General features: G+C 73.4%; 17 protein-coding genes. 9 read left to right on the forward strand and 8 right to left on the reverse strand.

What is annotated here, in order from left to right:
• Positions 1 to 46: 46 nt before the first annotated feature.
• The 6 genes from ACFC1F_RS07735 to ACFC1F_RS07760 form a co-directional block, all read right to left on the reverse strand.
• Complete coding sequence (locus ACFC1F_RS07735; protein ID WP_045704019.1) at positions 47 to 550, reverse strand: MaoC family dehydratase; 504 nt, start codon at positions 548 to 550, stop codon at positions 47 to 49.
• A 19-nt stretch (positions 551 to 569) separates the two neighbouring features.
• Positions 570 to 1,532: a CoA ester lyase gene (locus ACFC1F_RS07740; protein WP_148642439.1), complete on the reverse strand. Its 963-nt coding sequence runs from the start codon at positions 1,530 to 1,532 to the stop codon at positions 570 to 572.
• A 26-nt stretch (positions 1,533 to 1,558) separates the two neighbouring features.
• Positions 1,559 to 3,577 carry a protein meaA gene (locus ACFC1F_RS07745; RefSeq protein ID WP_376156423.1) on the reverse strand — a complete coding sequence of 673 codons (2,019 nt, stop codon included), beginning with the start codon at positions 3,575 to 3,577 and terminating at the stop codon, positions 1,559 to 1,561.
• 1 nt (position 3,578) lies between these two features.
• A complete protein-coding gene (ccrA, locus tag ACFC1F_RS07750; protein ID WP_376156424.1) occupies positions 3,579 to 4,916 on the reverse strand; it encodes a crotonyl-CoA carboxylase/reductase in 1,338 nt (445 codons plus the stop codon).
• Between the two features lie 372 nt (positions 4,917 to 5,288).
• Complete coding sequence (locus ACFC1F_RS07755; protein ID WP_209411790.1) at positions 5,289 to 6,206, reverse strand: TetR family transcriptional regulator; 918 nt, start codon at positions 6,204 to 6,206, stop codon at positions 5,289 to 5,291.
• A 182-nt stretch (positions 6,207 to 6,388) separates the two neighbouring features.
• The gene (locus ACFC1F_RS07760) at positions 6,389 to 8,164 is read right to left on the reverse strand and encodes a 3-hydroxyacyl-CoA dehydrogenase family protein (RefSeq protein WP_376156426.1); all 1,776 of its coding nucleotides are present in this window, start codon (positions 8,162 to 8,164) and stop codon (positions 6,389 to 6,391) included.
• Between the two features lie 532 nt (positions 8,165 to 8,696).
• Between ACFC1F_RS07760 and ACFC1F_RS07765 the strand changes: the two genes are divergently transcribed.
• The 5 genes from ACFC1F_RS07765 (at position 8,697) to ACFC1F_RS07785 (ending at position 16,378) form a co-directional block, all read left to right on the forward strand.
• Positions 8,697 to 11,381 carry an MXAN_6230/SCO0854 family RING domain-containing protein gene (locus tag ACFC1F_RS07765; RefSeq protein WP_376156427.1) on the forward strand — a complete coding sequence of 895 codons (2,685 nt, stop codon included), beginning with the start codon at positions 8,697 to 8,699 and terminating at the stop codon, positions 11,379 to 11,381.
• A 76-nt stretch (positions 11,382 to 11,457) separates the two neighbouring features.
• Entirely contained in the window at positions 11,458 to 12,930 is a 1,473-nt protein-coding gene (locus ACFC1F_RS07770; protein ID WP_376156429.1) for a glutamine synthetase, read from the forward strand.
• A 3-nt stretch (positions 12,931 to 12,933) separates the two neighbouring features.
• On the forward strand, positions 12,934 to 14,052 hold the full coding sequence (locus tag ACFC1F_RS07775; protein WP_376156431.1) for an amidohydrolase family protein: 1,119 nt from the start codon (positions 12,934 to 12,936) through the stop codon (positions 14,050 to 14,052).
• Between the two features lie 284 nt (positions 14,053 to 14,336).
• Positions 14,337 to 15,842 (forward strand): S8 family serine peptidase, encoded by a 1,506-nt coding sequence (locus ACFC1F_RS07780; RefSeq protein ID WP_209411793.1) that lies wholly within the window; start codon positions 14,337 to 14,339, stop codon positions 15,840 to 15,842.
• A gap of 167 nt (positions 15,843 to 16,009) precedes the next feature.
• A complete protein-coding gene (locus tag ACFC1F_RS07785) occupies positions 16,010 to 16,378 on the forward strand; it encodes a hypothetical protein (RefSeq protein WP_209411794.1) in 369 nt (122 codons plus the stop codon).
• Between the two features lie 115 nt (positions 16,379 to 16,493).
• Here the strand turns inward: ACFC1F_RS07785 and ACFC1F_RS07790 are convergent, their stop codons facing one another.
• Together ACFC1F_RS07790 and ACFC1F_RS07795 are read right to left on the reverse strand one after the other, a co-directional pair.
• On the reverse strand, positions 16,494 to 17,387 hold the full coding sequence (locus ACFC1F_RS07790) for a HipA family kinase (RefSeq protein ID WP_376156434.1): 894 nt from the start codon (positions 17,385 to 17,387) through the stop codon (positions 16,494 to 16,496).
• 10 nt (positions 17,388 to 17,397) lie between these two features.
• The gene (locus ACFC1F_RS07795; protein ID WP_376156436.1) at positions 17,398 to 18,297 is read right to left on the reverse strand and encodes a winged helix-turn-helix transcriptional regulator; all 900 of its coding nucleotides are present in this window, start codon (positions 18,295 to 18,297) and stop codon (positions 17,398 to 17,400) included.
• 116 nt (positions 18,298 to 18,413) lie between these two features.
• Between ACFC1F_RS07795 and ACFC1F_RS07800 the strand changes: the two genes are divergently transcribed.
• From ACFC1F_RS07800 to ACFC1F_RS07815, 4 genes are all read left to right on the forward strand, one after another.
• Positions 18,414 to 19,217: an ABC transporter permease gene (locus ACFC1F_RS07800; RefSeq protein WP_376156438.1), complete on the forward strand. Its 804-nt coding sequence runs from the start codon at positions 18,414 to 18,416 to the stop codon at positions 19,215 to 19,217.
• A gap of 149 nt (positions 19,218 to 19,366) precedes the next feature.
• On the forward strand, positions 19,367 to 20,374 hold the full coding sequence (locus ACFC1F_RS07805; protein ID WP_376156439.1) for an ABC transporter ATP-binding protein: 1,008 nt from the start codon (positions 19,367 to 19,369) through the stop codon (positions 20,372 to 20,374).
• A complete protein-coding gene (locus ACFC1F_RS07810; protein ID WP_376156441.1) occupies positions 20,371 to 21,348 on the forward strand; it encodes an ABC transporter permease in 978 nt (325 codons plus the stop codon). Before ACFC1F_RS07805 ends, ACFC1F_RS07810 begins: the two co-directional genes overlap by 4 nt.
• An 88-nt stretch (positions 21,349 to 21,436) precedes the next feature.
• Positions 21,437 to 21,877 carry an SRPBCC family protein gene (locus ACFC1F_RS07815; RefSeq protein ID WP_209411799.1) on the forward strand — a complete coding sequence of 147 codons (441 nt, stop codon included), beginning with the start codon at positions 21,437 to 21,439 and terminating at the stop codon, positions 21,875 to 21,877.
• The last annotated feature ends 9 nt before the right edge of the window (positions 21,878 to 21,886 follow it).

Genomic DNA, 21,886 nt, shown 5'->3' on the forward strand with positions numbered 1-21,886 from the left:
GAGCTCCGAGGTGCAGGGAGCTCCGTGGTCGGTGGGTCTCCCGGGCTCAGGAGAGGGGAGTGGGACGGCCGGGCTGCTCGCCGCCCCGCTCCTTGATGTACGTCTCGGTCGGCACCATCACCTTCCGGCGGAAGATGCAGACGACCGTGCCGTCCTGCTTGTACCCCTTGGTCTCGACGTAGACGATGCCCCGGTCGTCCTTGGACTTGGACGGCCACTTGTCGAGCACCGTCGTCTCGCCGTAGATGGTGTCGCCGTGGAAGGTCGGCGCCACGTGCCGCAGCGACTCGATCTCCAGGTTGGCGATCGCCTTGCCGGAGACGTCCGGGACGGACATGCCGAGCAGCAGCGAGTAGATGTAGTTGCCCACCACGACGTTCTTGCCGAAGTCCGTCGTCTTCTCCGCATAGTTCGTGTCCATGTGGAGCGGGTGGTGGTTCATGGTGAGCAGACAGAAGAGGTGGTCGTCGTACTCGGTGACCGTCTTGCCGGGCCAGTGCTTGTAGACCGCCCCGACCTCGAACTCCTCGTAGGTGCGTCCGAACTGCATCTCAGTGGTCCTTAGGGGGTCAGGCCTGCGGGGGCTCGAACTTGGAGGTGCGCTGGAAACCGGCGGCCCGGCCCTTGCCCGCGATGACCAGGGCCATCTTGCGGCTGGCCTCGTCGATCATCTCGTCGCCGAGCATCGCGGAACCCTTGGCGCCGCCCGCCTCGGAGGTGCACCAGTCGTACGCGTCGAGGATCAGCTCGGCGTGGTCGTAGTCCTCCTGCGAGGGCGAGAAGATCTCGTTCGCGGCGGCGACCTGGTCCGGGTGGAGCACCCACTTGCCGTCGAAGCCGAGCGCGGCGGCGCGGCCGGCCACCTCGCGGTAGCCCTCCTGGTTGCGGATCTGCAGGTAGGGGCCGTCGATCGCCTGGAGGTCGTTGGCGCGGGCGGCCATCAGGATGCGCATCAGGATGTAGTGGTAGGCGTCGGCCGGGTAGCCCGCCGGCTGCTCGCCGACCACCAGGGACTTCATGTTGATCGAGGCCATGAAGTCGGCCGGGCCGAAGATGATGGTCTCCAGCCGCGGGGAGGCCTCGGCGATCGCGTCGACGTTGATCAGGCCCTTGGCGTTCTCGATCTGCGCCTCGATGCCGATCTTGCCGACCTCGAAGCCCATGGTCTTCTCGATCTGGGTGAGCAGCAGGTCGAGCGCCTTGACCTGCTCGGCGTCCTGGACCTTGGGCAGCATGATGCAGTCGAGGTTCGGGCCGGCGCCCTCGACGACCGTGATCACGTCGCGGTACGTCCAGTGGGTGGTCCAGTCGTTGACCCGGACGACCTTGGTCTTCTTGCCCCAGTCGCCGTTGTTCAGCGCGTCGACGATGTTGTGCCGGGCGCTCTCCTTGACCAGGGGGGCGCAGGCGTCCTCCAGGTCCAGGAAGACCTGGTCGGCCGGGAGGCCCTGGGCCTTCTCCAGGAAGCGCGGGTTGGAGCCCGGCACGGCGAGGCAGGAGCGGCGGGGGCGCAGACGGTTGACGTTGCTCATGAGGGTGGTTCAGTTCCTTCCAGTGGTCAGCTGGTGGTCGCGGGTGCGGGCGTCCAGGGCTGGAGCCGGTTGGCCAGCCGGATCTCGTCCACGATCCGGCCGATGATGGTCGTGATGCCGAAGTCCTTCGGGGTGAACACGGCGGCGACGCCGGCGGCCTTGAGGGCCTCGCCGTCCGCTGCCGGGATGATGCCACCCACGATCACCGGGACATCCTCCACCCCGGCCCGGCGCAGCCGGTGAAGGACGTCGGGCACGAGCTCGGAGTGGGCCCCCGAGAGGATCGACAGGCCGACGCAGTGCACGTCCTCCGCGACGGCGGCGGAGACGATCTGCTCGGGCGTCAGCCGGATGCCCTGGTAGACCACCTCGAACCCGGCGTCGCGGGCCCGGACGGCGATCTGCTCGGCGCCGTTGGAGTGCCCGTCCAGGCCGGGCTTGCCGACCAGCAGGCGCAGCTTGCCGCTGCCCAGCTCGGCGGCGGTAGCGGCGACCGCCTCGCGGACCGCGGCCAGCTCGCCGCCGGGCTCGGCCGCGACCGCGACCGGGGCGCCGCCGACGCCGGTGGGCGCGCGGTACTCGCCGAAGACCTCGCGCAGGGCGAAGGACCACTCGCCGGTGGTGACCCCGGCACGGGCGCAGGCGAGCGTCGGGGCCATCAGGTTGGCGTCGGTGGCGGCGACGGCCTTGAGCTCCTCCAGGGCGCGCAGGGCGGCGCTCTCGTCGCGCTGCGCGCGCCACTTCTCCAGGTTGGCGAGGACGGACTGCTCGGAGGCCGGGTCGACCACCATGATCGCGGTGTCGAGGTCGGCCGTGAGCGGGCTCTCCTCGGTGGTGTCGAAGCAGTTGACACCGATGATCTTGTCCTCGCCGGACTCGATCCGGGCCCGGCGGGCGGCGTGCGAGGCGACCAGGTTGGACTTCAGGTAGCCGGACTCGACGGCGGGGATCACCCCGCCCATCTCCAGCACCTTGGCGATCTCGGCCTCGGCGCCGGCGAGCAGCGCGGCGGTCTTGGCCTCGATCACCTCCGAGCCGTTGAAGATGTCCCCGTACTCCAGCAGGTCGGACTCGTAGGCGAGCACCTGCTGGATGCGCAGCGACCACTGCTGGTCCCAGGGCCGGGGCAGGCCGAGGGCCTCGTTCCAGGCCGGCAACTGGACGGCCCGGGCGCGGGCGTCCTTGGAGAGGGTGACGGCGAGCATCTCCAACACGATCCGCTGGACGTTGTTCTCCGGCTGCGCCTCGGTCAGGCCCAGCGAGTTGACCTGGACGCCGTAGCGGAACCGCCGCTGCTTGGCGTCCTGGATGCCGTACCGCTCCAGCGTGACCTTCTCCCAGAGCTGGGCGAAGGCGCGCATCTTGCACATCTCCTCGACGAAGCGCACGCCGGCGTTGACGAAGAAGGAGATCCGGGCGACCACCTCGCCCATCCGCTCGGCCGGCACCTGGCCGGAGTCGCGGACCGCGTCCAGCACCGAGATGGCGGTGCACATCGCGTAGGCGATCTCCTGGACCGGGGTGGCCCCGGCCTCCTGGAGGTGGTAGCTGCAGATGTTGATCGGGTTCCACTTGGGGATGTTGCCGACCGTGTAGGCGATCATGTCGGTGATCAGGCGCACCGACGGCCCGGGCGGGAAGACGTGCGTCCCGCGCGAGAGGTACTCCTTGACGATGTCGTTCTGGGTGGTGCCGGTGAGCCTGGCGACGTCGGCACCCTGCTCCTCGGCGACCACCTGGTAGAGCGCCAGCAGCCACATCGCGGTGGCGTTGATCGTCATCGAGGTGTTGGTCTGTTCGAGCGGGATGCCGTCGAACAGGGTGCGCATGTCCCCGACGTGGCCCACCGGCACGCCGACCCGGCCGACCTCGCCGCGGGCGAGGATGTGGTCGGAGTCGTAGCCGGTCTGGGTCGGCAGGTCGAAGGCGACCGAGAGGCCGGTCTGGCCCTTCGCGAGGTTCCGCCGGTAGAGCGCGTTGGAGTCGCTCGCGGTCGAGTGCCCCGCGTACGTGCGCATCAGCCAGGGACGGTCACGGTCGGCCATGTCAGATGTCCCGGAAGCGGTTGATCGCCGGGAGGTGCTTGGCGCGCAGCTCGTGGTCGCGCACGCCCATGCCCTCCTCGGGCGCCAGGCAGAGGACGCCGACCTTGCCCTGGTGCTTGTTCTGGTGCACGTCGAGGGCGGCCTGGCCGGTCTCCTCCAGGGAGTAGACCTTGGACAGGGTCGGGTGGATCTTGCCCTTGGCGACCAGGCGGTTGGCCTCGAACGCCTCGCGGTAGTTGGCGAAGTGCGAGCCGACGATGCGCTTCAGCGACATCCACAGGTAGCGGTTGTCGTACTGGTGCATGAAGCCGGAGGTCGAGGCGCAGGTGACGATGGTGCCGCCCTTGCGGGTGACGTAGACCGAGGCACCGAAGGTCTCGCGGCCCGGGTGCTCGAAGACGATGTCCACGTCCTCGCCGCCGGTGAACTCGCGGATCTTGGAGCCCAGGCGCTTCCACTCGCGCGGGTCCTGGTTGTTCTCGTCCTTCCAGAACTTGTAGCCCTCGGCGGAGCGGTCGATGATCGCCTCGGCGCCCATGGCGCGGCAGATCTCGGCCTTGGACTCGTTGGAGACCACGCAGATCGGGGTGGCGCCGCCGGCCAGCGCGTACTGGGTGGCGTACGAGCCGAGGCCGCCGCTGGCGCCCCAGATCAGCACGTTGTCGCCCTGCTTCATGCCCGCGCCGTTCTGCGAGACGAGCTGGCGGTAGGCGGTGGAGTTGACCAGGCCGGGGGAGGCGGCCTCCTCCCAGGTGAGGTGCTTCGGCTTGGGCAGCAGCTGGTTGGTCTTCACCAGCGCGAGCTGGGCCAGGCCGCCGAAGTTGGTCTCGAAGCCCCAGATGCGCTGCTCCGGGTCCATCATCGTGTCGTTGTGGCCGTCCGGGGACTCCAGCTCGACCGAGAGGCAGTGGGCGACGACCTCGTCGCCCGGCTTCCAGGCGTTGACGCCGGCGCCGGTGCGCAGCACCACGCCCGCGAGGTCCGAGCCGAGGATGTGGTACGGCAGGTCGTGACGCTTGGTCAGCGGCGACAGGCGGCCGTAGCGCTCCAGGAAGCCGAAGGTGGAGACCGGCTCGAAGATCGAGCTCCACACGGTGTTGTAGTTCACCGAGCTCGCCATGACGGCGACCAGGGCCTCGCCCGGGCCCAGCTCGGGCAGGGCGACGTCGTCGAGGTGAAGGGACTTGCGCGGGTCCTTGTCGCGGCTGTCGAGACCCGCGAACATCTGCTCCTCGTCCTTGTGGAGCGTGACCGCCCGGTAGGACTCGGGGAGCTTGATGGCGGCGTAGTCCTCCGACGTGGCGTCGTTGCTGAGGATCGCGTCGAGGATTTCCTGCATGGCTGCCTCCGAAGGCGTACCTGTGTGAGGGGGGCACAGGGCGTCTGGGGGAGCCGGGAGCGGACACCGGCTTCGCTGAGGTGGGTGGTGGGTGGTGTGGCTGGTGGGCCTGGAGTGCTGGGCACTGCTCCCGGGGTGTGGGAGCACCGGACGACGGCGCGCCGAGGTGGGGAGCCGCGGCGCCGCTGACTGGTGGGTAACAACGTAGTGGCACCCTGTGCCACTCGTAAAGACACCGGGTGTCATCAATTCAGGTGAACCGAATCCGCGTGCGAGCGGCCGCGGGCGGACGCGGAAAGGGCCCGTACCGGCACTCCGGTACGGGCCCTCGAAACCGCGTTGAACTGCTCTGACCTGCGAATACGTGGGAGGTCAGGACTCCCTGGCACCGCTCAGCGCGGCCCTGATGCTGTCCACCACGACGTCCAGCGGAGCGTCGGTCCGGGCCACTGTGATGAGTACCTCACCTCCGGGGCTGGCACTCAGTGCGCTCGCGGCAGCCTCCTCCAGTCCCGTCACACTGGCACCGGGTGCCACGAGCGACCCGCGCCGGCGGGCACCGGGTGCGGAGGACGCCCAGAAGGTCCGCCGGATCACCTCGAAGGAGTGGTCCAGCTGTGCCTCCACGTCCCCCCGGCCGCCGGCCCGCAGCCAGCGCCGCAGCACGTGGTTGTGGGCGGCGACGACGGCCGCCGCCGACACCTCGGCGAGCATCGAGTCGTCCTCGCCGCCGTGCTGCCAGCCCGCCGGGATCTCCCCCGAGGTGTCGAAGCGCCCGAGCAGGTACCGGGTGAACAGCCGCTCGTACCGGGCCACCACGGCGATCTCCCGCTCGCGCAGCGCCGGCACCTGGCGGATCAGCTGGTACCGCGCGACCGAGACGGCCGGGGTGGAGGCGTACATCCGCAGCACCTCCTTGATGCCCCGGCAGACCACGTCCAGCGGGTGCTCCTCGGGCTCGGCGCTGGCCAGCAGGTCGGCCACCCGGACCAGGGTGTCGTCGTGGTCCGGGAAGATCGCCTCCTCCTTGGACCGGAAGTACCGGAAGAAGGTCCGCCGGGCCACCCCGGCGGCCGCGGCGATCTGGTCGACCGTCGTCTCCTCGTAGCCCTGCGAGGCGAACAGCTCCATCGCGGCGGTGGCCAGGTCCTGGCGCATCTGCTGGCGCTGTGCTGCCGCCCGGCGGCTGCCAGGGCCCCCGTCGGGGGCGGCGGGGCCGGACCCGGCCGGCCGGTCGGCGCCGCGCGGGGCGGCGGCGTGCTGCGGGGAGGCTGACTGAACCCGATCCATGCCCGGAACGCTACACGTCCCGGCGGCCGGCGCCGCGGGCCTTCCCCGCCGCACCGGCGCGACCGGGCCGGTCACGGCCGGTCTGGGCCAGCGGGCCGACACCGTCCCGGGGCTCCAGCCCGGCCGTGACGGCCCGTAGGCCGCCGATCCGCCGGCCACCGGGCCGCCCGTCGGGGGCGCGGTCACCGGCGGGCGTGGTCGCGGAAGCCGCGGCCGGTCTTGCGGCCGAGGCAGCCGGCCGCCACCAGGTGCTCCAGCAGCGGCGCCGCCGCCAGGCCCGGCTCGCGGAACTCCTGGTGCAGCACCTTCTCGATGGTCAGCGAGACGTCCAGGCCGACCACGTCCAGCAGCTCGAACGGGCCCATCGGGTAGCCGCAGCCCAGCTTCATCGCGGTGTCGATGTCGTCCACCGTCGCGTAGTGCTCCTGGAGCATCCGCACCGCGTCGTTCAGGTACGGGAAGAGCAGCGCGTTCACGATGAAACCGGCCCGGTCGCCGCACTCCACCGGGTGCTTGCGCACCTTGGCGCACAGCTCCAGCACGGTCGCGGTGACGTCCGGCGCGGTCAGCACGGTGGACACCACCTCGACCAGCTTCATGGCCGGCGCCGGGTTGAAGAAGTGCATGCCGATGACGTCCTGCGGCCGCGAGGTCGCCGAGGCGCAGCTGATCACCGGCAGCGAGGAGGTGGTGGTGGCGAGCACCGCGCCCGGCTTGACGATCTTGTCCAGGGTGGCGAACAGCTCGCGCTTGACCTCCAGGTTCTCGGCGACCGCCTCGACCACCAGGTCGACCTCGGCCAGCTCGGCGTACTGCCCGACCGGCGTCACCAGCCCCAGCGCCGCGTCCCGCTGCTCCGCGGTCATCCGGCCCTTGGCGACCGAGCGCTCCAGCGACCTGGCCAGCTGCGCCTTGGCGTTCTCGGCCTTCTCCAGGCTGCGGGCGGCCAGCAGCACCCGGTACCCGGCCTTGGCGAACACCTCGACGATGCCGGTGGCCATCGTGCCCGAGCCGCAGACGCCGACGCTGCGCACCTCGCGGCCCGGCACCTGCGTCCGCGCCGGCCCGGTGGCGGCGTCGACCGCCCGGGAGGAGCCCGGCGCCTCGTAGGTGTAGAAGCCCCGGCCGGACTTGCGGCCCAGCAGCCCGGCGGAGACCAGCTGGCCGAGGATCGGCGCGGGCGCGTGCAGCCGGTCCCGGGACTGCTCGTACATCGCCTCCAGCACCGTCCGGGCGGTGTCCACGCCGATCAGGTCGAGAAGGGCCAGCGGGCCCATCGGCAGGCCGCAGCCGAGCCGCATCGCGGCGTCGATGTCCTCCCGGGTGGCGTACCTGGACTCGTACATCGCGGCGGCCTGGTTCAGGTACGCGAAGAGCAGTCCGTTCACCACGAAACCGGCCCGGTCGCCGGCGGCCACCGGCTCCTTGCCGAGGTCCCGGGCGAACGCCGCGGCGTCCTCGGCCACCTGCGGGGCGGTCAGCACGGTGCGGACCACCTCGACCAGCTTCATGGTGTGCACCGGGTTGAAGAAGTGCAGGCCCAGCACGCGCTCCGGGCGGGCGGTGGCGGCGGCGATCCGGGTCACCGACAGCGCGGTGGTACCGGTCGCCAGCACGGTGCTCTCCGGGCAGATCCGGTCCAGCTCGGCGAAGACCTCCCGCTTCAGCTCCAGCTGCTCGGGCACCTCCTCGATCACCAGGTCGGCCTCGGCGGCGGCCGCCAGGCCGTGGCCCACCGAGATCCGCGCGAGCAGTCCGGCCCGCTCCTCCGCGGTGATCCGCTCCCGGGCCACCGCGTGCGCGGTCGCCTCCTCGATCCGGGCCAGCGCCCGGGCGGCGGAGTCCTCGTTGGCCTCGATGCCGATCACCCGGCGGCCGCTCTTCGCGACCGCCACCGCGACGCCGGCACCCATCGTGCCGAGGCCGACCACGGCGACCGTGGGGAAGGGACGCTCCATTGTCCTGACTCCTTGTCATGAGGGCCCGCGCGCGCTCCGACGGACGCGCCGTCGGAGGAGGGTCCGCGCGCGGGGCTTGGGAGATGACGGTTGCGGCCACCGGCGCAGCCGCCGGTCCGCTCCGGCCGTGCTGCGGGTGTGCCGTGGTACTCAGGCGCTCGAGGTGAAGGAAGCGGCTCTGATACGAGGGAAGAAGCCCGGCCCCGCCGCGATCCGCGGCACCGGCCGGTGAAGGAGGCACCGTCAACCGTCGCCCGCCCCGCGCGGTGTGCGCGCCTGCGGACGACCCCGTCGGTGCGGCTCCCGAAGCCCGACGGTGGTGCGTGCGGCCACTGTAGCGAAGCTACCCGCCAGTAGGAAGAGGTCGGGCGCCGGCGGAACGGAAATTCGTTCGGGGCGATCGAGGGGGGTTCGCTAGGGTGGCGGCGCGGGGGCGGCTCCGCGGCGTGCTTCCTTCTCCATTCACTGCAAATGAACCCGAGTGCGCCCACTCTCCGCCCCCGCTTCGTCGTATCCGCCGGGGGAAGAACCAGTGAAGAAGCAGAACGCCGCCACGCCCGACACCGGTCTCGACCCGCTGCTGCTGCGCAGGAACGGGGCCGTCGTCGTCGAGGGCGGGGCGTCCGCGGGGGAGCCGGATCCGTGGAGCGCGCAGGGGCTGGTGGCCCTGGAGGCCGACCTCGCCCAGCGCGGGTACCTCCTGACCGGGCCGCTGCGCGCCGCACTCGCCCGGCTGCGGCCGGCCGCCCTGGCCGACACCGGCGGCGCCCTGCTGCGCCGCGTCGACGCCGCACTCGGCGCCGACCGCAGGCACAAGCCGCTGTTCCGCACCTTCCCCGACGGCGTGCCGCGGCACGCCCGCAGCCTCTACTCGGCACACGTGCGGGCCTTCCTGCTGAACCAGCCGAACCAGCCGTGCTGCTGCTGCGCCCGCCCCGGCGCCGAGGCCGGCATCGGCGCCCTCGCGCCCTGCGCCCACCTGCTCTGCGCCGAGTGCCACGAGGAGCTGGCCGGTCACGGGCGCTGCCCGCTCTGCGACGTCCCGATCGACGAGGAGACGTACCTCCCGCTGGACGCCCGGGCCGTCCGCAACGCCGCCCGCGAGCACGCCGCCGACGCGCTGCTCCGCCCGCTCCGGCTCGCCGACGGCTGCGACCCGGCCGCCGTCGCCGCCGTCGAACTGGCCCGGCTGCTGGAACGCCGCACCCCGCTGAACCCGCAGGACCGCGAGGACCTCGCGGTGCTGCTCCGCCACGCCCCGGCCGACCCGGCCGGCTGGCTGCCCGCCGACATCCCCGTCCGGGAGAGCCGCGCCACCGTCCTGGCGGCCCTCCTCCACCGGGACCGGGACGCCGTCCGTCCGCTGCTCGCCGACCACCTCACGACCGCCACCGACGTGCTCCGGCTGGTCTGGGCCTGGTCCGGCGCCGAGCCCGACCTGCTGCCCGCCACCGCCAGGGGCCTGCGACTGCGCAACCTGCCCCGCCCGCTCCGCCGCGACCTGCTGGCCGTCCTCGACGCGTTCCCGCTCGGCACCCTCGCCGAGGACCTCGGCCGGCACCGCCAGGCCTGGCTGCGCGCCGGCGAGCTGCTGCACCCGTACGAGCACCGCGACCGCTTCCCGTACGCGGCGGCGGCCTTCGCCGTCCTGCGCCGGAGCGACCTCGACCTCCACGGCCTCGGCCCGCGGCTGCGCGAGGCGCCCGCGCCGCTGCGGGTGAACGAGACCCCGGCCGGCCACACCCGACTGGTCGTCACCACCTTCGCCGCCAAGGTCGAGCGGGCCCTGGCCGGCGGTGACGTGCCCGCCGCCGTCCGGCTGCTGGCCGGCCGTCCGGGCGAGCTGGTCCGCCGGCTGCACCACCTGCTGCGGGTGCACGCCTCCTGGAGCCCCGGCGAGCCGCTGCCCGCCGAGCTCGCCGGGGTGCTCCCGGCCGCGCTGCGCAGGGTCGCGCCCGGCCCGCTGCTCGGCGCGTACGGGCGGCTGCGCGCTCCGCGCGAGGCGGGTGAGCGCCGGCTCTACTTCCCGCGCGGGCGGGTCGCGCTGGCGCACGCCCGCGACGACTGGGGCACCGAGGTCCCGGTGGCGCTCAGTGCACCCGTCTGCACCCTGATCGAGGCCGAACTGCTGCGCCGCGCCGGTCGGCACGGGCGCCTCGACCTCGCGGTGCTGGACGAGGGCCTGGCCGACCTGGTGGTGCCGTTCGCCGAGCGGGCCGGCGCCAGGACGCTGGTCGCGGTGCCCCGCGGCAGCGTCCAGCGGCTGCCCGACGGCCGCCGGGTCCGGCTCTTCCTGCACTGGATGCAGAAGCCGCACCAGCGGGTCGACCTCGACCTCTCGGTCGCGCTGTACGACGAGCACTGGCAGTTCACCGGACTCTGCGACTACACGCACCTGGTGCACGGACCGCGGGCCGCGGTGCACTCCGGCGACCTCACCTCGGCCCCGCCGCCGCACGGCGCCACGGAGTTCGTCGACCTCGACCTGCCGGCGCTGGCCGCGCGCGGCGACCGGTACGCGGTGGTCGTCGTCTTCGCCTACAACGACATCCCCTTCGAGGACCTCTCCGACGCCTTCGCCGGCTTCATGGAGCTGGACGAGGCGTCCGCACGCGGCCGCGGGGGCCACTTCCACCCGAAGGCCGTCCGGCAGCGGCTGGACCTCGGCGGCGACGCCAAGGTCTGCGTGCCGATGATCGTCGACCTGACGGGGCGCAGCTACACCTGGACCGACCTCAACACCAGCGCCTCCGGGGGCTTCCACAACGTCCGGCGGCACCGGGAGCGGATCGGCACGCTGGCCGCCGACGTGCTGGCGCACTTCGCCGAGGGCACCCGCGCCACGCTCTGGGACCTCTCCTGCGCGACCGCGGCCGCCCGGACCGACGAGGTGCTGGTCCGCACCCGCGGCGGGGCGGTCGACAGCTACCGCCGGGCCGCGGACGAGCCGGTGGCGGACTTCGCCGAGCGGCTGCGCGCCCGGCACCTGCCCGACGGCCGCCAGGACGCCCCGCCCGACGAAACCGCCCTCGTCCTGGCCGGACGGCTCACCGGCGCCCGGGCGTTCACCGCCCTGGTGCACGCCGACGTGCCCGCCCCGGCCGGCCTCGGCGGCGCCCTCTACCGGCTCTACCCGGGCGGGCTGGACGCGGCGCCGGACACCCTGGAGCGGCTCACCGCGGGGGACCTGGTGGCCCTGTTCGCCCCGGACGAGTGAACCGGCGGACGGGTGTCCGGCCGGACCACCCGATAGGGGAGTTCCGCGGGCCCAACCTCCGGGGCAGCATGGAGACATGAGCACCGGAACCGTCGCGTCAGCCGGCCTCGCCGATCCCTCCGAGCCCGAGGGCGGGCCGGCCGGCGGGGCCGCCGTCCCCTCCGGCGGGCCCCTCGGCGCCGTCGCCCTGCCGCCGCGCGCCGAGCGCGCCGAGCGGGCGCAGGAGGCGGTCGGGCGGCTCGGCCCCGCCGGGGTCGACGCGGTGGCCGTGACCTGGGTGGACAACGCGGGCATCGCGCGGGTGAAGGCCGTCCCGCTGTCCGGCCTGGTGCACGCCGCCCAGTGGGGCGTCGGCGCGGCGCCCTGCTTCGACGTCTTCCTCGCCGACGACACGATCGTCACCAGCCGCCTGATCGGCGGCCCCACCGGCGACCTCCGGCTCTACCCGGACCTCGACCGGCTGGTCCCGCTGGCCGCCCAGCCCGGCTGGGCCTGGGCGCCCGGTGAGCGGTACACCCAGGCGGGCTCCCCGCACCCGGGCTGCCAGCGGCTGTTCGCCCGCCGGATGACGGCCGCCGCCGCCGGGCGCGGGCTGACCCTCAAGGCCGGCATCGAGGTCGAGTGGGTGGTGGCGCTCGCCGGGGAGCCGCAGGAGGAGCCCCGCTTCCCGACCGCGGGTCCCGCCTACGGCATGCACCGGCTGACGGACCTCTCCGACTACCTGCGCGAGGTGCTGCGCGCCCTCGCCGAGCAGGGCCTGACGGTGCTGCAGATCCACCCCGAGTACGCCCCGGGCCAGTTCGAGGTCTCCGTCGCCCCCGAGGGGCCCGTCGAGGCCGCCGACACCACCGTCCTGGTCCGCCAGACCATCCGGGCCGTCTCCGCCCGGCACGGCCTGCGGGCCTCCTTCGCCCCGGTGGTCGAGGCCGGCTCGGTCGGCAACGGCGGGCACCTCCACCTCAGCCTCTGGCGCGACGGGCACAACCTCGCCCGCGGCGGCTCCGGCCCGCACGGGCTGACGGCCGAGGCCGAGGGCTTCCTCGCCGGGGTGCTCGGCGCGCTGCCGGAGCTGCTGGTGCTCGGATCCTCCAGCCCGGCCGGCTACCTGCGGCTGGTGCCCTCGCACTGGGCCGGCGCCTACCAGTGCTGGGGCCTGGAGAACCGGGAGGCCGCGCTGCGGCTGGTCACCGGCTCCTCCGGGGAGCGGTCCACCGCCGCCAACGCCGAGATCAAGTGCTTCGACGCCACCGCCAACCCGTACCTGGCGGTCGGCGCCGTGCTCGCCACCGGACTGGCCGGGCTGGACCAACGGCTCGCACTGCCACCGGAGTTCACCGGCGACCCGGCCGCCGCCGCGCCCGGCACGGTGCCCCGGCTGCCGGCCGGCCCGGCCGAGGCGATCGCGGCGTACCGGAAGTCGGCGGTGCTCCGCGAGGCGATGGGCGAGCCGCTGTACGAGGCGGTGCTGGCCGTCCGGACGGCCGAGAGCGAGCAGTACGCCGACGCCACGCCGCAGGAGCTGGTCGCGGCCACCCGCTGGCGGTACTGAGCGGTGCCCTCGCTGGACGTCCCGGCCCTGGTCGACCACCACTGCCACAGCGTGGTGGCGGCCGACCTGTCCGACGACGCCCTGACCGGGCTGCTCACCGAGTCCGACCGGCCGCCCGCGCCCGGCACCTCGCCGTTCGACAGCGCGCTCGGCCTGGCCGTCCGCCGCTGGTGCCCGCCCGCACTCGGCCTGCCCGCGCACACCCCCGCGGCCGACTACCTGGCCCGCCGGCGCGAGCTGGGCGCCCCCGAGGCCACCCGCCGGCTGCTGGCCGCGGCCGCCCTGGACACCTGCCTGGTGGACACCGGGCTGACCGAGGCGGCGGGTCGTCCGCTGCTGCCGCTCAGCGAGTTCGCCGACGCGGCCGGCGCCCGGGTGCGCGAGGTGGTCCGGCTGGAGTCCGTCGCCGAGTCCGTACCGACGGGCGCCGGAGCCTGGCCGCTCGCCGTCCGCGGAGCGTTGGCGGCCGCGGCCACCGGGGCGGTGGCGGTCAAGTCGGTGGTGGCCTACCGGCACGGACTGGCGGTGCCCGGCGAACGGCCCTCCACGGCCGCGGTGACGGCCGCCGCGGGGCGGTGGCAGCGTGCCGGGCGCGGCCGGATGACCGATCCCGTGCTGCTGCACCACCTGCTCTGGACGGCCCTGGACGTCTGCGCCGGGCTCGGCCTGCCGCTCCAACTGCACACCGGCTTCGGCGACCCGGACCTCACCCTGCACCGGGCCGACCCGTCGCTGCTCACCGACTTCGTCCGGGCCGCCGAACCGTTCGGCGTGCCGCTGGTGCTGCTGCACGGCTACCCGTACCACCGGCAGGCGGCCTGGCTGGCCCAGGCCTTCCCGCAGGTGTACACCGACCTCGGGCTGACCGCCTCCTACGTCGGCCCCCGGGTGGCGGCCGTGCTCGGCGAGATGCTGGAACTCGCGCCGTTCGGAAAACTTCTCTTCTCCACCGACGCCTACGGACTGCCGGAGTTGTACCTGGCCGGTGCGGCGCAGTTCCGGCACGGCCTGGGCACCCTGCTGGACCGCTGGCGGGCCGACGGCGCCTGCTCGGCGGCCGACGCCCAGCGCCTCGCCCGTCAGGTGGCCGCCGACAACGCCCGCCGCCTGTACCGGCTCTGACCTCGGCACTGGTCCCCTCACGGCGCAGCGGCGCCGGGCCTCCCACCCTCCGGAAATTGTGGATCGTCCACGGCCGGGCGCGGGATATCAGCAGAAGGCCGGATATTCACTTTATGGATTGACGATGAGTCGACAACGGAGGAGTGGCAACACTCGGAAGTGATCGAACGGTGTCGATTAGATGACTACCTCTTGCGGATTGCAACGCATGTTCACTAGCGTCCCGATCATTCCACTGCATCTGCCAGCCGCAGCTGCACGTCGACTCGGGAGGGCCAACCCCTATGAGTGTTCCTCGGATCAGCCGGACCCGGTACGCCGCGGTGGGCGTCGTTCTCGCCACGGCCGGTGCCCTGGCGCTGCCCGCCGGTACCGCCGTCGCGGCCACCGGGGCCGAGCCGACGACCGGGCCGCTGCTCAGCTACGTCGTCAACACCCAGGCCAACCACGGCCAGGTGCAGAAGGTCGAGAAGGCCATCACGACCCTCGGCGGGTCCGTGGTGTACTCGTACGAGCAGATCGGCGTGGTGATCGCCCGCTCGAACGACACCAAGTTCGCCTCCAAGCTGCGTCAGGCCAAGGGTGTCCAGTCGGTCGGCGCCAGCCGCACCAAGGGCATCACCGCCGCCGACACCCAGAAGGCCGAGGCCGCCCCCGCGCCGACCGCCGCCGCTGCCGCCGCTGCCGCCGCCGCCGGCCAGGAGCCCAACTGGGCCAACCAGTGGGACATGCGCCAGATCGGCGTGGACAAGGCCCACAAGATCTCGCTCGGCAGCCGCAACGTCACCGTCGGCGTGCTGGACTCCGGCATCGACGCCACCCACGAGGACCTCGCGGCCAACGTGGACGCCTCGCAGTCGGTCTCCTGCATCGACGGCGGCAAGCCGAACACCGACTGGAAGGCCTGGCAGCCGGGCGTCGACGGTGACCACGGCACCCACGTGGCCGGCACCATCGCCGCCGCCAAGAACGGCAAGGGCATCGAGGGCATCGCCCCGAACGTCAAGCTGGCCGCGGTCCGGGTCGTCGACGACAACCAGTTCATCTACCCGGAGTACGCGATCTGCGGCTTCGTCTGGGCCGGTGAGCACAAGTTCAACGTGACCAACAACAGCTACTACGTCGACCCGTGGATGTTCAACTGCCAGAACGACGCGGACCAGGCGGCGATCACCACCGCCGTCCGTCGCGCGGTCGAGTTCTCGCAGCGCAAGGGCGTCCTCAACGTGGCCGCGGCGGGCAACGAGAACATCGACCTCGCCCACAAGACCACCGACGTCACCAGCCCGGACGACACCACGCCCGGCACCCGTCCGGTCACCACCGACTGCCTGAGCCTGCCGACCGAGCTGGACGGCGTCGTCGTCGCCTCCTCGGTGGGCGTCAACGGTGACAAGGCCTACTACTCCAGCTACGGCAAGGGCAAGGTGACCGTCGCCGCCCCCGGTGGCGACCGCCGCTACCAGATCCCGGACACCCCGGACAAGAACGGCCGCACCCTGTCCACCATCCCCGGTGGCGGCTACGGCTACATGCAGGGCACCTCGATGGCCTCGCCGCACGTCGCCGGTGTGCTCGCGCTGCTCGCCAGCACCCACCCGTGGGCCAGCCCGGAGGAGCTGACCGAGCTGCTCACCAACCAGGCCGAGTCGCACGCCTGCCCGTCGGCCCCGTTCAACCCGGGCGGTGCCGGTGAGTGGAACGCCACCTGCGAGGGCGGCGAGAACGACAACGGCTTCTACGGCGCCGGCATCATCAACGCCGAGAAGGCGGTCCAGTGGTGGCGCTGACGCGCTGACCGGGTGACCGGCTGAACGCACACGCTCCGGTGGGGAGCGGGACTCCGGTCCCGCTCCCCACCGTCGTTTGAGTACGGGTACTCAGGCGGCCGCCCGGACCGGGTCGGCAGGATGGATCCGCAAGCGCGACCAGGCCCTGTTCGAGGAGCGGAACCCCCATGGCACAGACCTTCACCGGCTGGCAGCAGACCCCGGCCCCCCGGCGCGGCGGGCGGGTCTGGCCGTGGCTGCTGGTGGGGGCCGCCGAGGTGCTCGCCGCGGCGCCGATGCTGACGATGATGGCCGGCGGCGGCCTGGTGGCCGGCGTCATGGGGCTCGCCTCCGGTTCGACGGCGGCCGACGTGCTGCTCCTGGCCCTGATGCTGGCGCTCGGCCCGCTGCTCGGCGTGGCGGTGCCGGCCCTGCTGCTGCTGGTGCCCGCGGTGCGCCGGACCAACGCGGGCGCGCTCTTCGCGCTGCACTGCACCGGCCTGCTCCTCGGCACGGCGGTCGAGTACTTCACCTGGATCCGCCCGGCGATGGGCTGAGCCCGCACGGGTCCGCACCGGTCAGCACCGGTCCGCGCCAGGCCTGCGGGGCCGCACCGGCCCGGGGCCCCGCGACGGGCCGTCCGGGGCGGGCCGCAGCAGGCCGGCGGGCCCGTCACTCGAAGTGGTGGTCCCAGACCGTCTCGACCGACGGCTTGCCGTGCAGGTCCGGCACCTCCTGGAGCCAGGCGGGCCGGCCGGCCCTGGTCCGCTCGGCCCGCCGGAGCTCGGCCTCGCGCAGCTGTTCGGGGGTGGGGAACCCGTCCGGCAGCCACTGCGGGGAGAGCGCCACGCGGGCGGCCAGGTGCGTGACGTACGCGTTCCGTAGCGCGTCCACCGAGTCGAAGCCGGGCTCGTCGGCCAGCCACTCGTCCGGGACGAGCGCCAGCACCTGCTCCAGCAGCCCGGGGGTGACCAGCGGCCCGAGCGCGGCGTCGGCCTGTGCGACGTCTGGGGCACAGCCGCCGAGGGCGTGGGCGCTGAGGTCGTACCGCTTGGCGACGGCGGAGCCGGCCGCGGACCAGCGGTGGTGGAAGACCAGTGCGGCGCCGTTGTCGATCAGCCAGAGCTTCCCGTGCCAGACCATCAGGTTGGGGTTGTGCACGGTGCGGTCGACGTTGCCGGTGAGCGCGTCCAGCCAGACCACCCGGCCGGCCTGGACCGGGTCGACCGGGATCATCCCGGGCCGGTAGTCGCGGGCACCGGGCAGCAGGTCCATCCCGAGGTTGAGCCCGCCGCTGGCCCTGAGGATGTCCTGGATCTCGGCGTCCGGCTCGCCGTCGGCGACCGCCGGGTCGAAGTCGACCAGCCGCAGTTCCGGCACCGGCAGGCCGAGCCGCCGGGCCAGTTCACCGACGATCACCTCGGCCACCAGGGCCTTGCGCCCCTGGGCGGCGCCCGTGAACTTGACCACGTACGTGCCCAGGTCGTCGGTCTCCACGACGCCGGGCACGGAGCCGCCGGCCCGCAGCGGGTCGACGTAGCGCACTGCTGTCACCTGATCGAGCACACCGGCCACCCTAACCCGGCGGGCCCGGTGCGCGGAGGGCCACCTCCCGGGCGTCCGCGAGCGCCTGCCGGACGGCGCCCGGGATGTCGGTGACCGGGAAGATTGCCCGGCGCACCACCCGTTCGCGGTCCAGCACCAGCACCGCCCGCTTCAGCCGCAGGCCCTGGCCGACGTGGAAGGTGGGCAGTCGCAGTGCGGCCGTCAGTCGGACGTCGAGGTCGGAGAGGAGCGGGAACGGGATGGCCTCGGCCTCGGCGAACTCCCTCTGCTCGTCCGGCCGTTGGGTGGAGACTCCGCGCAGCGCCAGGCCGGCCGCGCGGAACTCGGGGTACGCCTCACGGAACAGCCGGTTCTCCAGCGTGCAGCCGACCGCGCCGGGGATGTCCCCCCAGCCGGCCGGCAACGGCGCGGGCCGCCCGGTGGCGGGGTAGCAGAACAGCACGGTGGCGCCGGCTGCCGGGTCGACCGGGTCCAGCTCGCCGCCGGTGTGCGCGGGCAGGGTGAGCTCCGGCAGCCGGGTGCCGGGCAGTGCGGCGAGGCGGGCGGTCTCGGCGCTGTCGGGTGCGGCCGAGCCGGAGAGCGTGCCGTCGCCGAGCAGCCAGCGGTCGGCCCAGTCCTGCATCGCCACCAGCACCGGCAGCAGCCCGCGTCCGGACTCGGTGAGCCGGTACTCGTACCGGACCGGCCCGCTCTGGTAGGGCACCCGTTCCAGGACGCCGGCCTCGGTGAGGTGGCCGAGCCGCTCGGTGAGGACCTTCCGGGAGATGCCCAGCTCGTGCTGGAGCTCGTCGAAGCGCAGCCGGCCGCGCGCCGTCTCGCGGACGATCAGGATGCTCCACCAGTCGCCGATCACCGCCGCCGACTGGGCGATCGCACAGCTTGCGTCGCGCTCTGGCACGTCTTTGAGCACCGTTGCCCCTCCTCGCCATCAGGACGCCCCATCCTCGCACCCCCCTTGCAAGTTCCGAAAGGAAACTTGTAAGTTCCCTTTCGGAACTCAATCCTGAAGAGTGAGAGGGGGGGCACATGCCCGTCGCCTGGGCGACCCTGCGCCGGACCTGGACGATGACCAGCCGGGCCTACCCGTGGTCGTACGCCGTCGGCTGCCTGCTGATCGGGGTGTTCACCATCGGCCTGTCCTACCTGGGCCTGCACGCCATCGGCGGGGGCTCGGTGGCCGAGGACTTCACCGCCCGCACCGGCGGCGCCGACTACCTCGGCTACGTCGCGATCGGCGCCGCGGGCTACATGTTCACCGTCCGGATGCTGCTCTGGAGCAGCAAGGCGCTGATCACCGAACAGCGCCAGGGCACCCTGGGGGCGCTGCTGATCGCCCCGGCCGGGCGGCTGCCGTACCTGCTCGGCTTCACCGGCTTCGCACTGCTCAACACCGCCGTCGAGGTCGGCCTGCTCGGCGGGTTCGCGGCCGTCCTGGGGATCACCCTGCCCGCCTGGCACCCGCTGGCCGCCCTGGCCGGGGTGGTGGCGCTGGCCGCCGCGGTCTTCGCGGTCGCGGTCGTGCTCGGCGCGCTGATGATCGTCGCGGGCGAGGCGCACATCTCGCAGAACACCGTCTTCCTCGCCGTCTCGCTGCTGTGCGGCATCACCTTCCCCAACAGCTACCTCCCGGCGCCCGCCCAGTGGCTGGCCGAGCTGCTGCCCGTCACCCCGGCGATGGACGTCCTGCGCGACGCGCTCGGCCAGGGGCGGCCGTTCAGCGACCTGCTCCCGCGGCTCGTCACCTGCCTCGCCCTCAGCGCCGGCTACCTGCTGCTCGGCCTGCGGCTGCTGCCCGCCGCCGAACGCCGCGCCGTCGAACGGGGCTTCTGACCCCTGAACCGGACGACCCGCACCGCGGGACGACCCCCACCGCACCGCCGGACGACCCGCACCGCCGGCCCGCGCCCGACCGCCGACCGCATCGCACCGCCGACCGCACCCGCACCGCACCCCGCCGCCGACTTCGAGGAGCCGCTGACGTGATCCGCACCCGCGCCCTGCGCAAGACCTTCCGCACCCGGGACAAGGGCCTGTTCGGCCCGCGCACCGTGAAGACCGCCGTGGACGGCCTCGACCTGGAGATCCCGCCCGGCCGGGTCACCGGCCTGCTCGGCCTGAACGGCGCCGGCAAGACCTCCACCATCAAGATCCTCGCCACCCTGCTCCGGCCCACCTCCGGCACCGTCACCCTGGACGGCCTGGACGTGGTCGAGTACGCCCGCGAGGCCCGGCGCCGGATCAACCTGATCGCCGGCGGCGAGCGGATGGTCTACGCCAAGCTCACCGGCGCCGAGAACCTCCGCTATTTCGGCCACCTCTACGACGTCCCCAACCCCGTGCTGCGCCCCCGGATCGGTGAGCTGCTGGAGCTGGTCGGCCTCACCGACGCCGCCGACACCCCGGTCGAGCGGTACTCGCGCGGCATGACGCAGCGGCTCTCGATCGCCCGCGGCCTGATCAACGACCCCGCGTACCTGCTGCTGGACGAGCCCACCCTCGGGCTGGACGCGCCGATCGCCCGCGACCTGCGCCGGGTGGTCGCCTCCCTCGCCGCCGAGGGCCGGGGCGTGCTGCTCACCTCGCACTACCTGACCGAGGTCGAGGAGCTCTGCGAGCACGTCTACGTGATCTCCGGCGGCCGCCACCTCGCGGCCGGCAGCCCGGCGGAGCTCAAGGCGGCGACCGGCAGTCACCGCAGCGTCCGGGTCACCGTCACCAACCCCTCGCCCGCGCTGGAGTCCGCGGTCACCGGCTTCGCGGCCGGCCTGGGCGTCCGCGCGCAGCTGGAGACCACCGAGGAGGGCGCCCTGCTGGTCACCGTCCGCCACCCGGAGGACGTGGCCGGGCCGTTGGCCGGGGCGATCGTCGCCGCCGGAGGGGCGATCGGCGGCCTGGAGGTCACCGAGGCCAGCCTGGAGGACGCCGTCCTCGCGCTCGCCGGGGCGGCGCCGGCCCCCGCGCACCCCCGGTCGGCGGTGGCCGCGTGACCGGCCTGCCGTCCACCGAGGTGCAGCTGCTCGGCCTGGCCGACCGGAGCCTGTGGCCGCCCCACGCCGCCGGCCGCACCCTCCCGCCGCCGCGCCCCGGCACCACCCGCCGCCCCCGGCCGCGGCCCGGGAGCCGGGACGGGGGCCGCACCCTGCGGCACGCCGGCAAGGTGTTCGCCGCCGAGGCGCTGAAGCAGCACCGCACGATGTTCGGCCAGCCGCTCGTGGTCGCGTCGATGCTGGTCTGGCCGCTGCTCCAGCTCGCCGCCACCTACTACACGCTGCACCCGATCGCGGCCGGGTCGGCCGCCGCCGCCCGGTGGCCGCTCGCCGCCGACCCGGGCCGGCTGCTCGGCTTCCTCGCCACCGGTGCGCTGGCCTGGGCGTTCTTCTTCTCGCTCGTCCAGTCCGCCTGGAACTTCGCCTACGAGCGCACCACCGGCACCCTGGAGCTGCTCTTCCTCTCACCCGCCGACCGGCTGGTCCTGATGCTGGCCAACGGCGCCGGCGCGCTGGTGCAGAACGCCTGGCTGCTGACCTGCTTCCTGGGCGCCGCCGCGTTCGGCTTCGGCGCGCTGGACGTCGCCGGGCCGTGGATGTACCCGGTGGTGCTGCTGGCCCTGCTGCTGCCCGCGGTGGCCTGGGGCGCGCTGCTCAACAGCCTGATGGTGTTCTCCCGGGACTCCGCGTTCGTCTACACCGTGCTGGACGACCCGATGTGGTTCGTCGCCGGCGTCCGGCTGCCCGCCTTCGCCCTGCCCGGCGTGCTGCGGGTGCTCGGCGCGGCGCTGCCGCTGACCGGCAGCCTGGCCGTGGTCCGCGGCGCCCTGCTGGAGGGCGAGGGGCTCGGCGAGCTGGCGCCGGGCCTGGCCTGGCTGGCGGCGCTCTGCGTCCTGCTGCTGGCGGGTGCGGCCGTGGCGCTGCGCCTCGGCGAGGCCCGGGCCCAGCGGACCGGAGGCCTCCGGCTGGCCTAGGCCGGCCCGGGGCCTGGTCGGTCCCACCCCCTCGCTGTGGTTGGCTTGCCGGTGAAACGGCAGTCCGAGGACGAAGGAGAGCAGGACCATGGGACAGGTGCAGGCCACCACCGAGCGGGTTTACGACGCCGCCCCCGAGCGGGTGTACGAGGCGCTGGCCGACTACCAGGTGACCCGCCCCAAGCTGCTGCCCGCGCAGTACAGCGAGTACGAGGTCCGGGTCGGCGGGACCGGTGCGGGCACCCAGGTGCACTGGAAGCTCCAGGCCACCGAGAAGCGGGTCCGGGACTGCCTGTTCACCGTCTCGGCGCCGACGCCGGACCAGCTGGTGGAGAAGGACGCCAACTCCAGCATGGTGATCACCTGGAAGGTCTCCGCCGTCGGCGAGGGCCGGTCCAAGGTGACCGTCTCGGCGACCTGGCAGGGTGCCGGCGGTATCGGCGGCTTCTTCGAGCGGACCTTCGCCCCCAAGGGTCTGAACCGGATCCACGACGAGGTGCTGGCCAACCTGGCCGCCGAGGTCCGCTGACCCCGCCGC

The organism is Kitasatospora sp. NPDC056181 (assembly GCF_042266225.1).
Classification (GTDB): Bacteria; Actinomycetota; Actinomycetes; order Streptomycetales; family Streptomycetaceae; genus Kitasatospora.

Bases quoted from the DNA above. Each gene is read 5' to 3' on its own strand.
- ACFC1F_RS07785 (WP_209411794.1), top strand. From the start codon at position 16,010: ATGGCACAGACCTTCACCGGCTGGCAGCAGACCCCGGCCCCCCGGCGC.
- ACFC1F_RS07780 (WP_209411793.1), top strand. From the start codon at position 14,337: ATGAGTGTTCCTCGGATCAGCCGGACCCGGTACGCCGCGGTGGGCGTC.
- ACFC1F_RS07770 (WP_376156429.1), top strand. From the start codon at position 11,458: ATGAGCACCGGAACCGTCGCGTCAGCCGGCCTCGCCGATCCCTCCGAG.
- ACFC1F_RS07735 (WP_045704019.1), bottom strand. From the start codon at position 550: ATGCAGTTCGGACGCACCTACGAGGAGTTCGAGGTCGGGGCGGTCTAC.
- ACFC1F_RS07755 (WP_209411790.1), bottom strand. From the start codon at position 6,206: ATGGATCGGGTTCAGTCAGCCTCCCCGCAGCACGCCGCCGCCCCGCGC.
- ACFC1F_RS07800 (WP_376156438.1), top strand. From the start codon at position 18,414: ATGCCCGTCGCCTGGGCGACCCTGCGCCGGACCTGGACGATGACCAGC.
- ACFC1F_RS07815 (WP_209411799.1), top strand. From the start codon at position 21,437: ATGGGACAGGTGCAGGCCACCACCGAGCGGGTTTACGACGCCGCCCCC.
- ACFC1F_RS07760 (WP_376156426.1), bottom strand. From the start codon at position 8,164: ATGGAGCGTCCCTTCCCCACGGTCGCCGTGGTCGGCCTCGGCACGATG.
- ccrA (WP_376156424.1), bottom strand. From the start codon at position 4,916: ATGCAGGAAATCCTCGACGCGATCCTCAGCAACGACGCCACGTCGGAG.
- ACFC1F_RS07740 (WP_148642439.1), bottom strand. From the start codon at position 1,532: ATGAGCAACGTCAACCGTCTGCGCCCCCGCCGCTCCTGCCTCGCCGTG.
- ACFC1F_RS07745 (WP_376156423.1), bottom strand. From the start codon at position 3,577: ATGGCCGACCGTGACCGTCCCTGGCTGATGCGCACGTACGCGGGGCAC.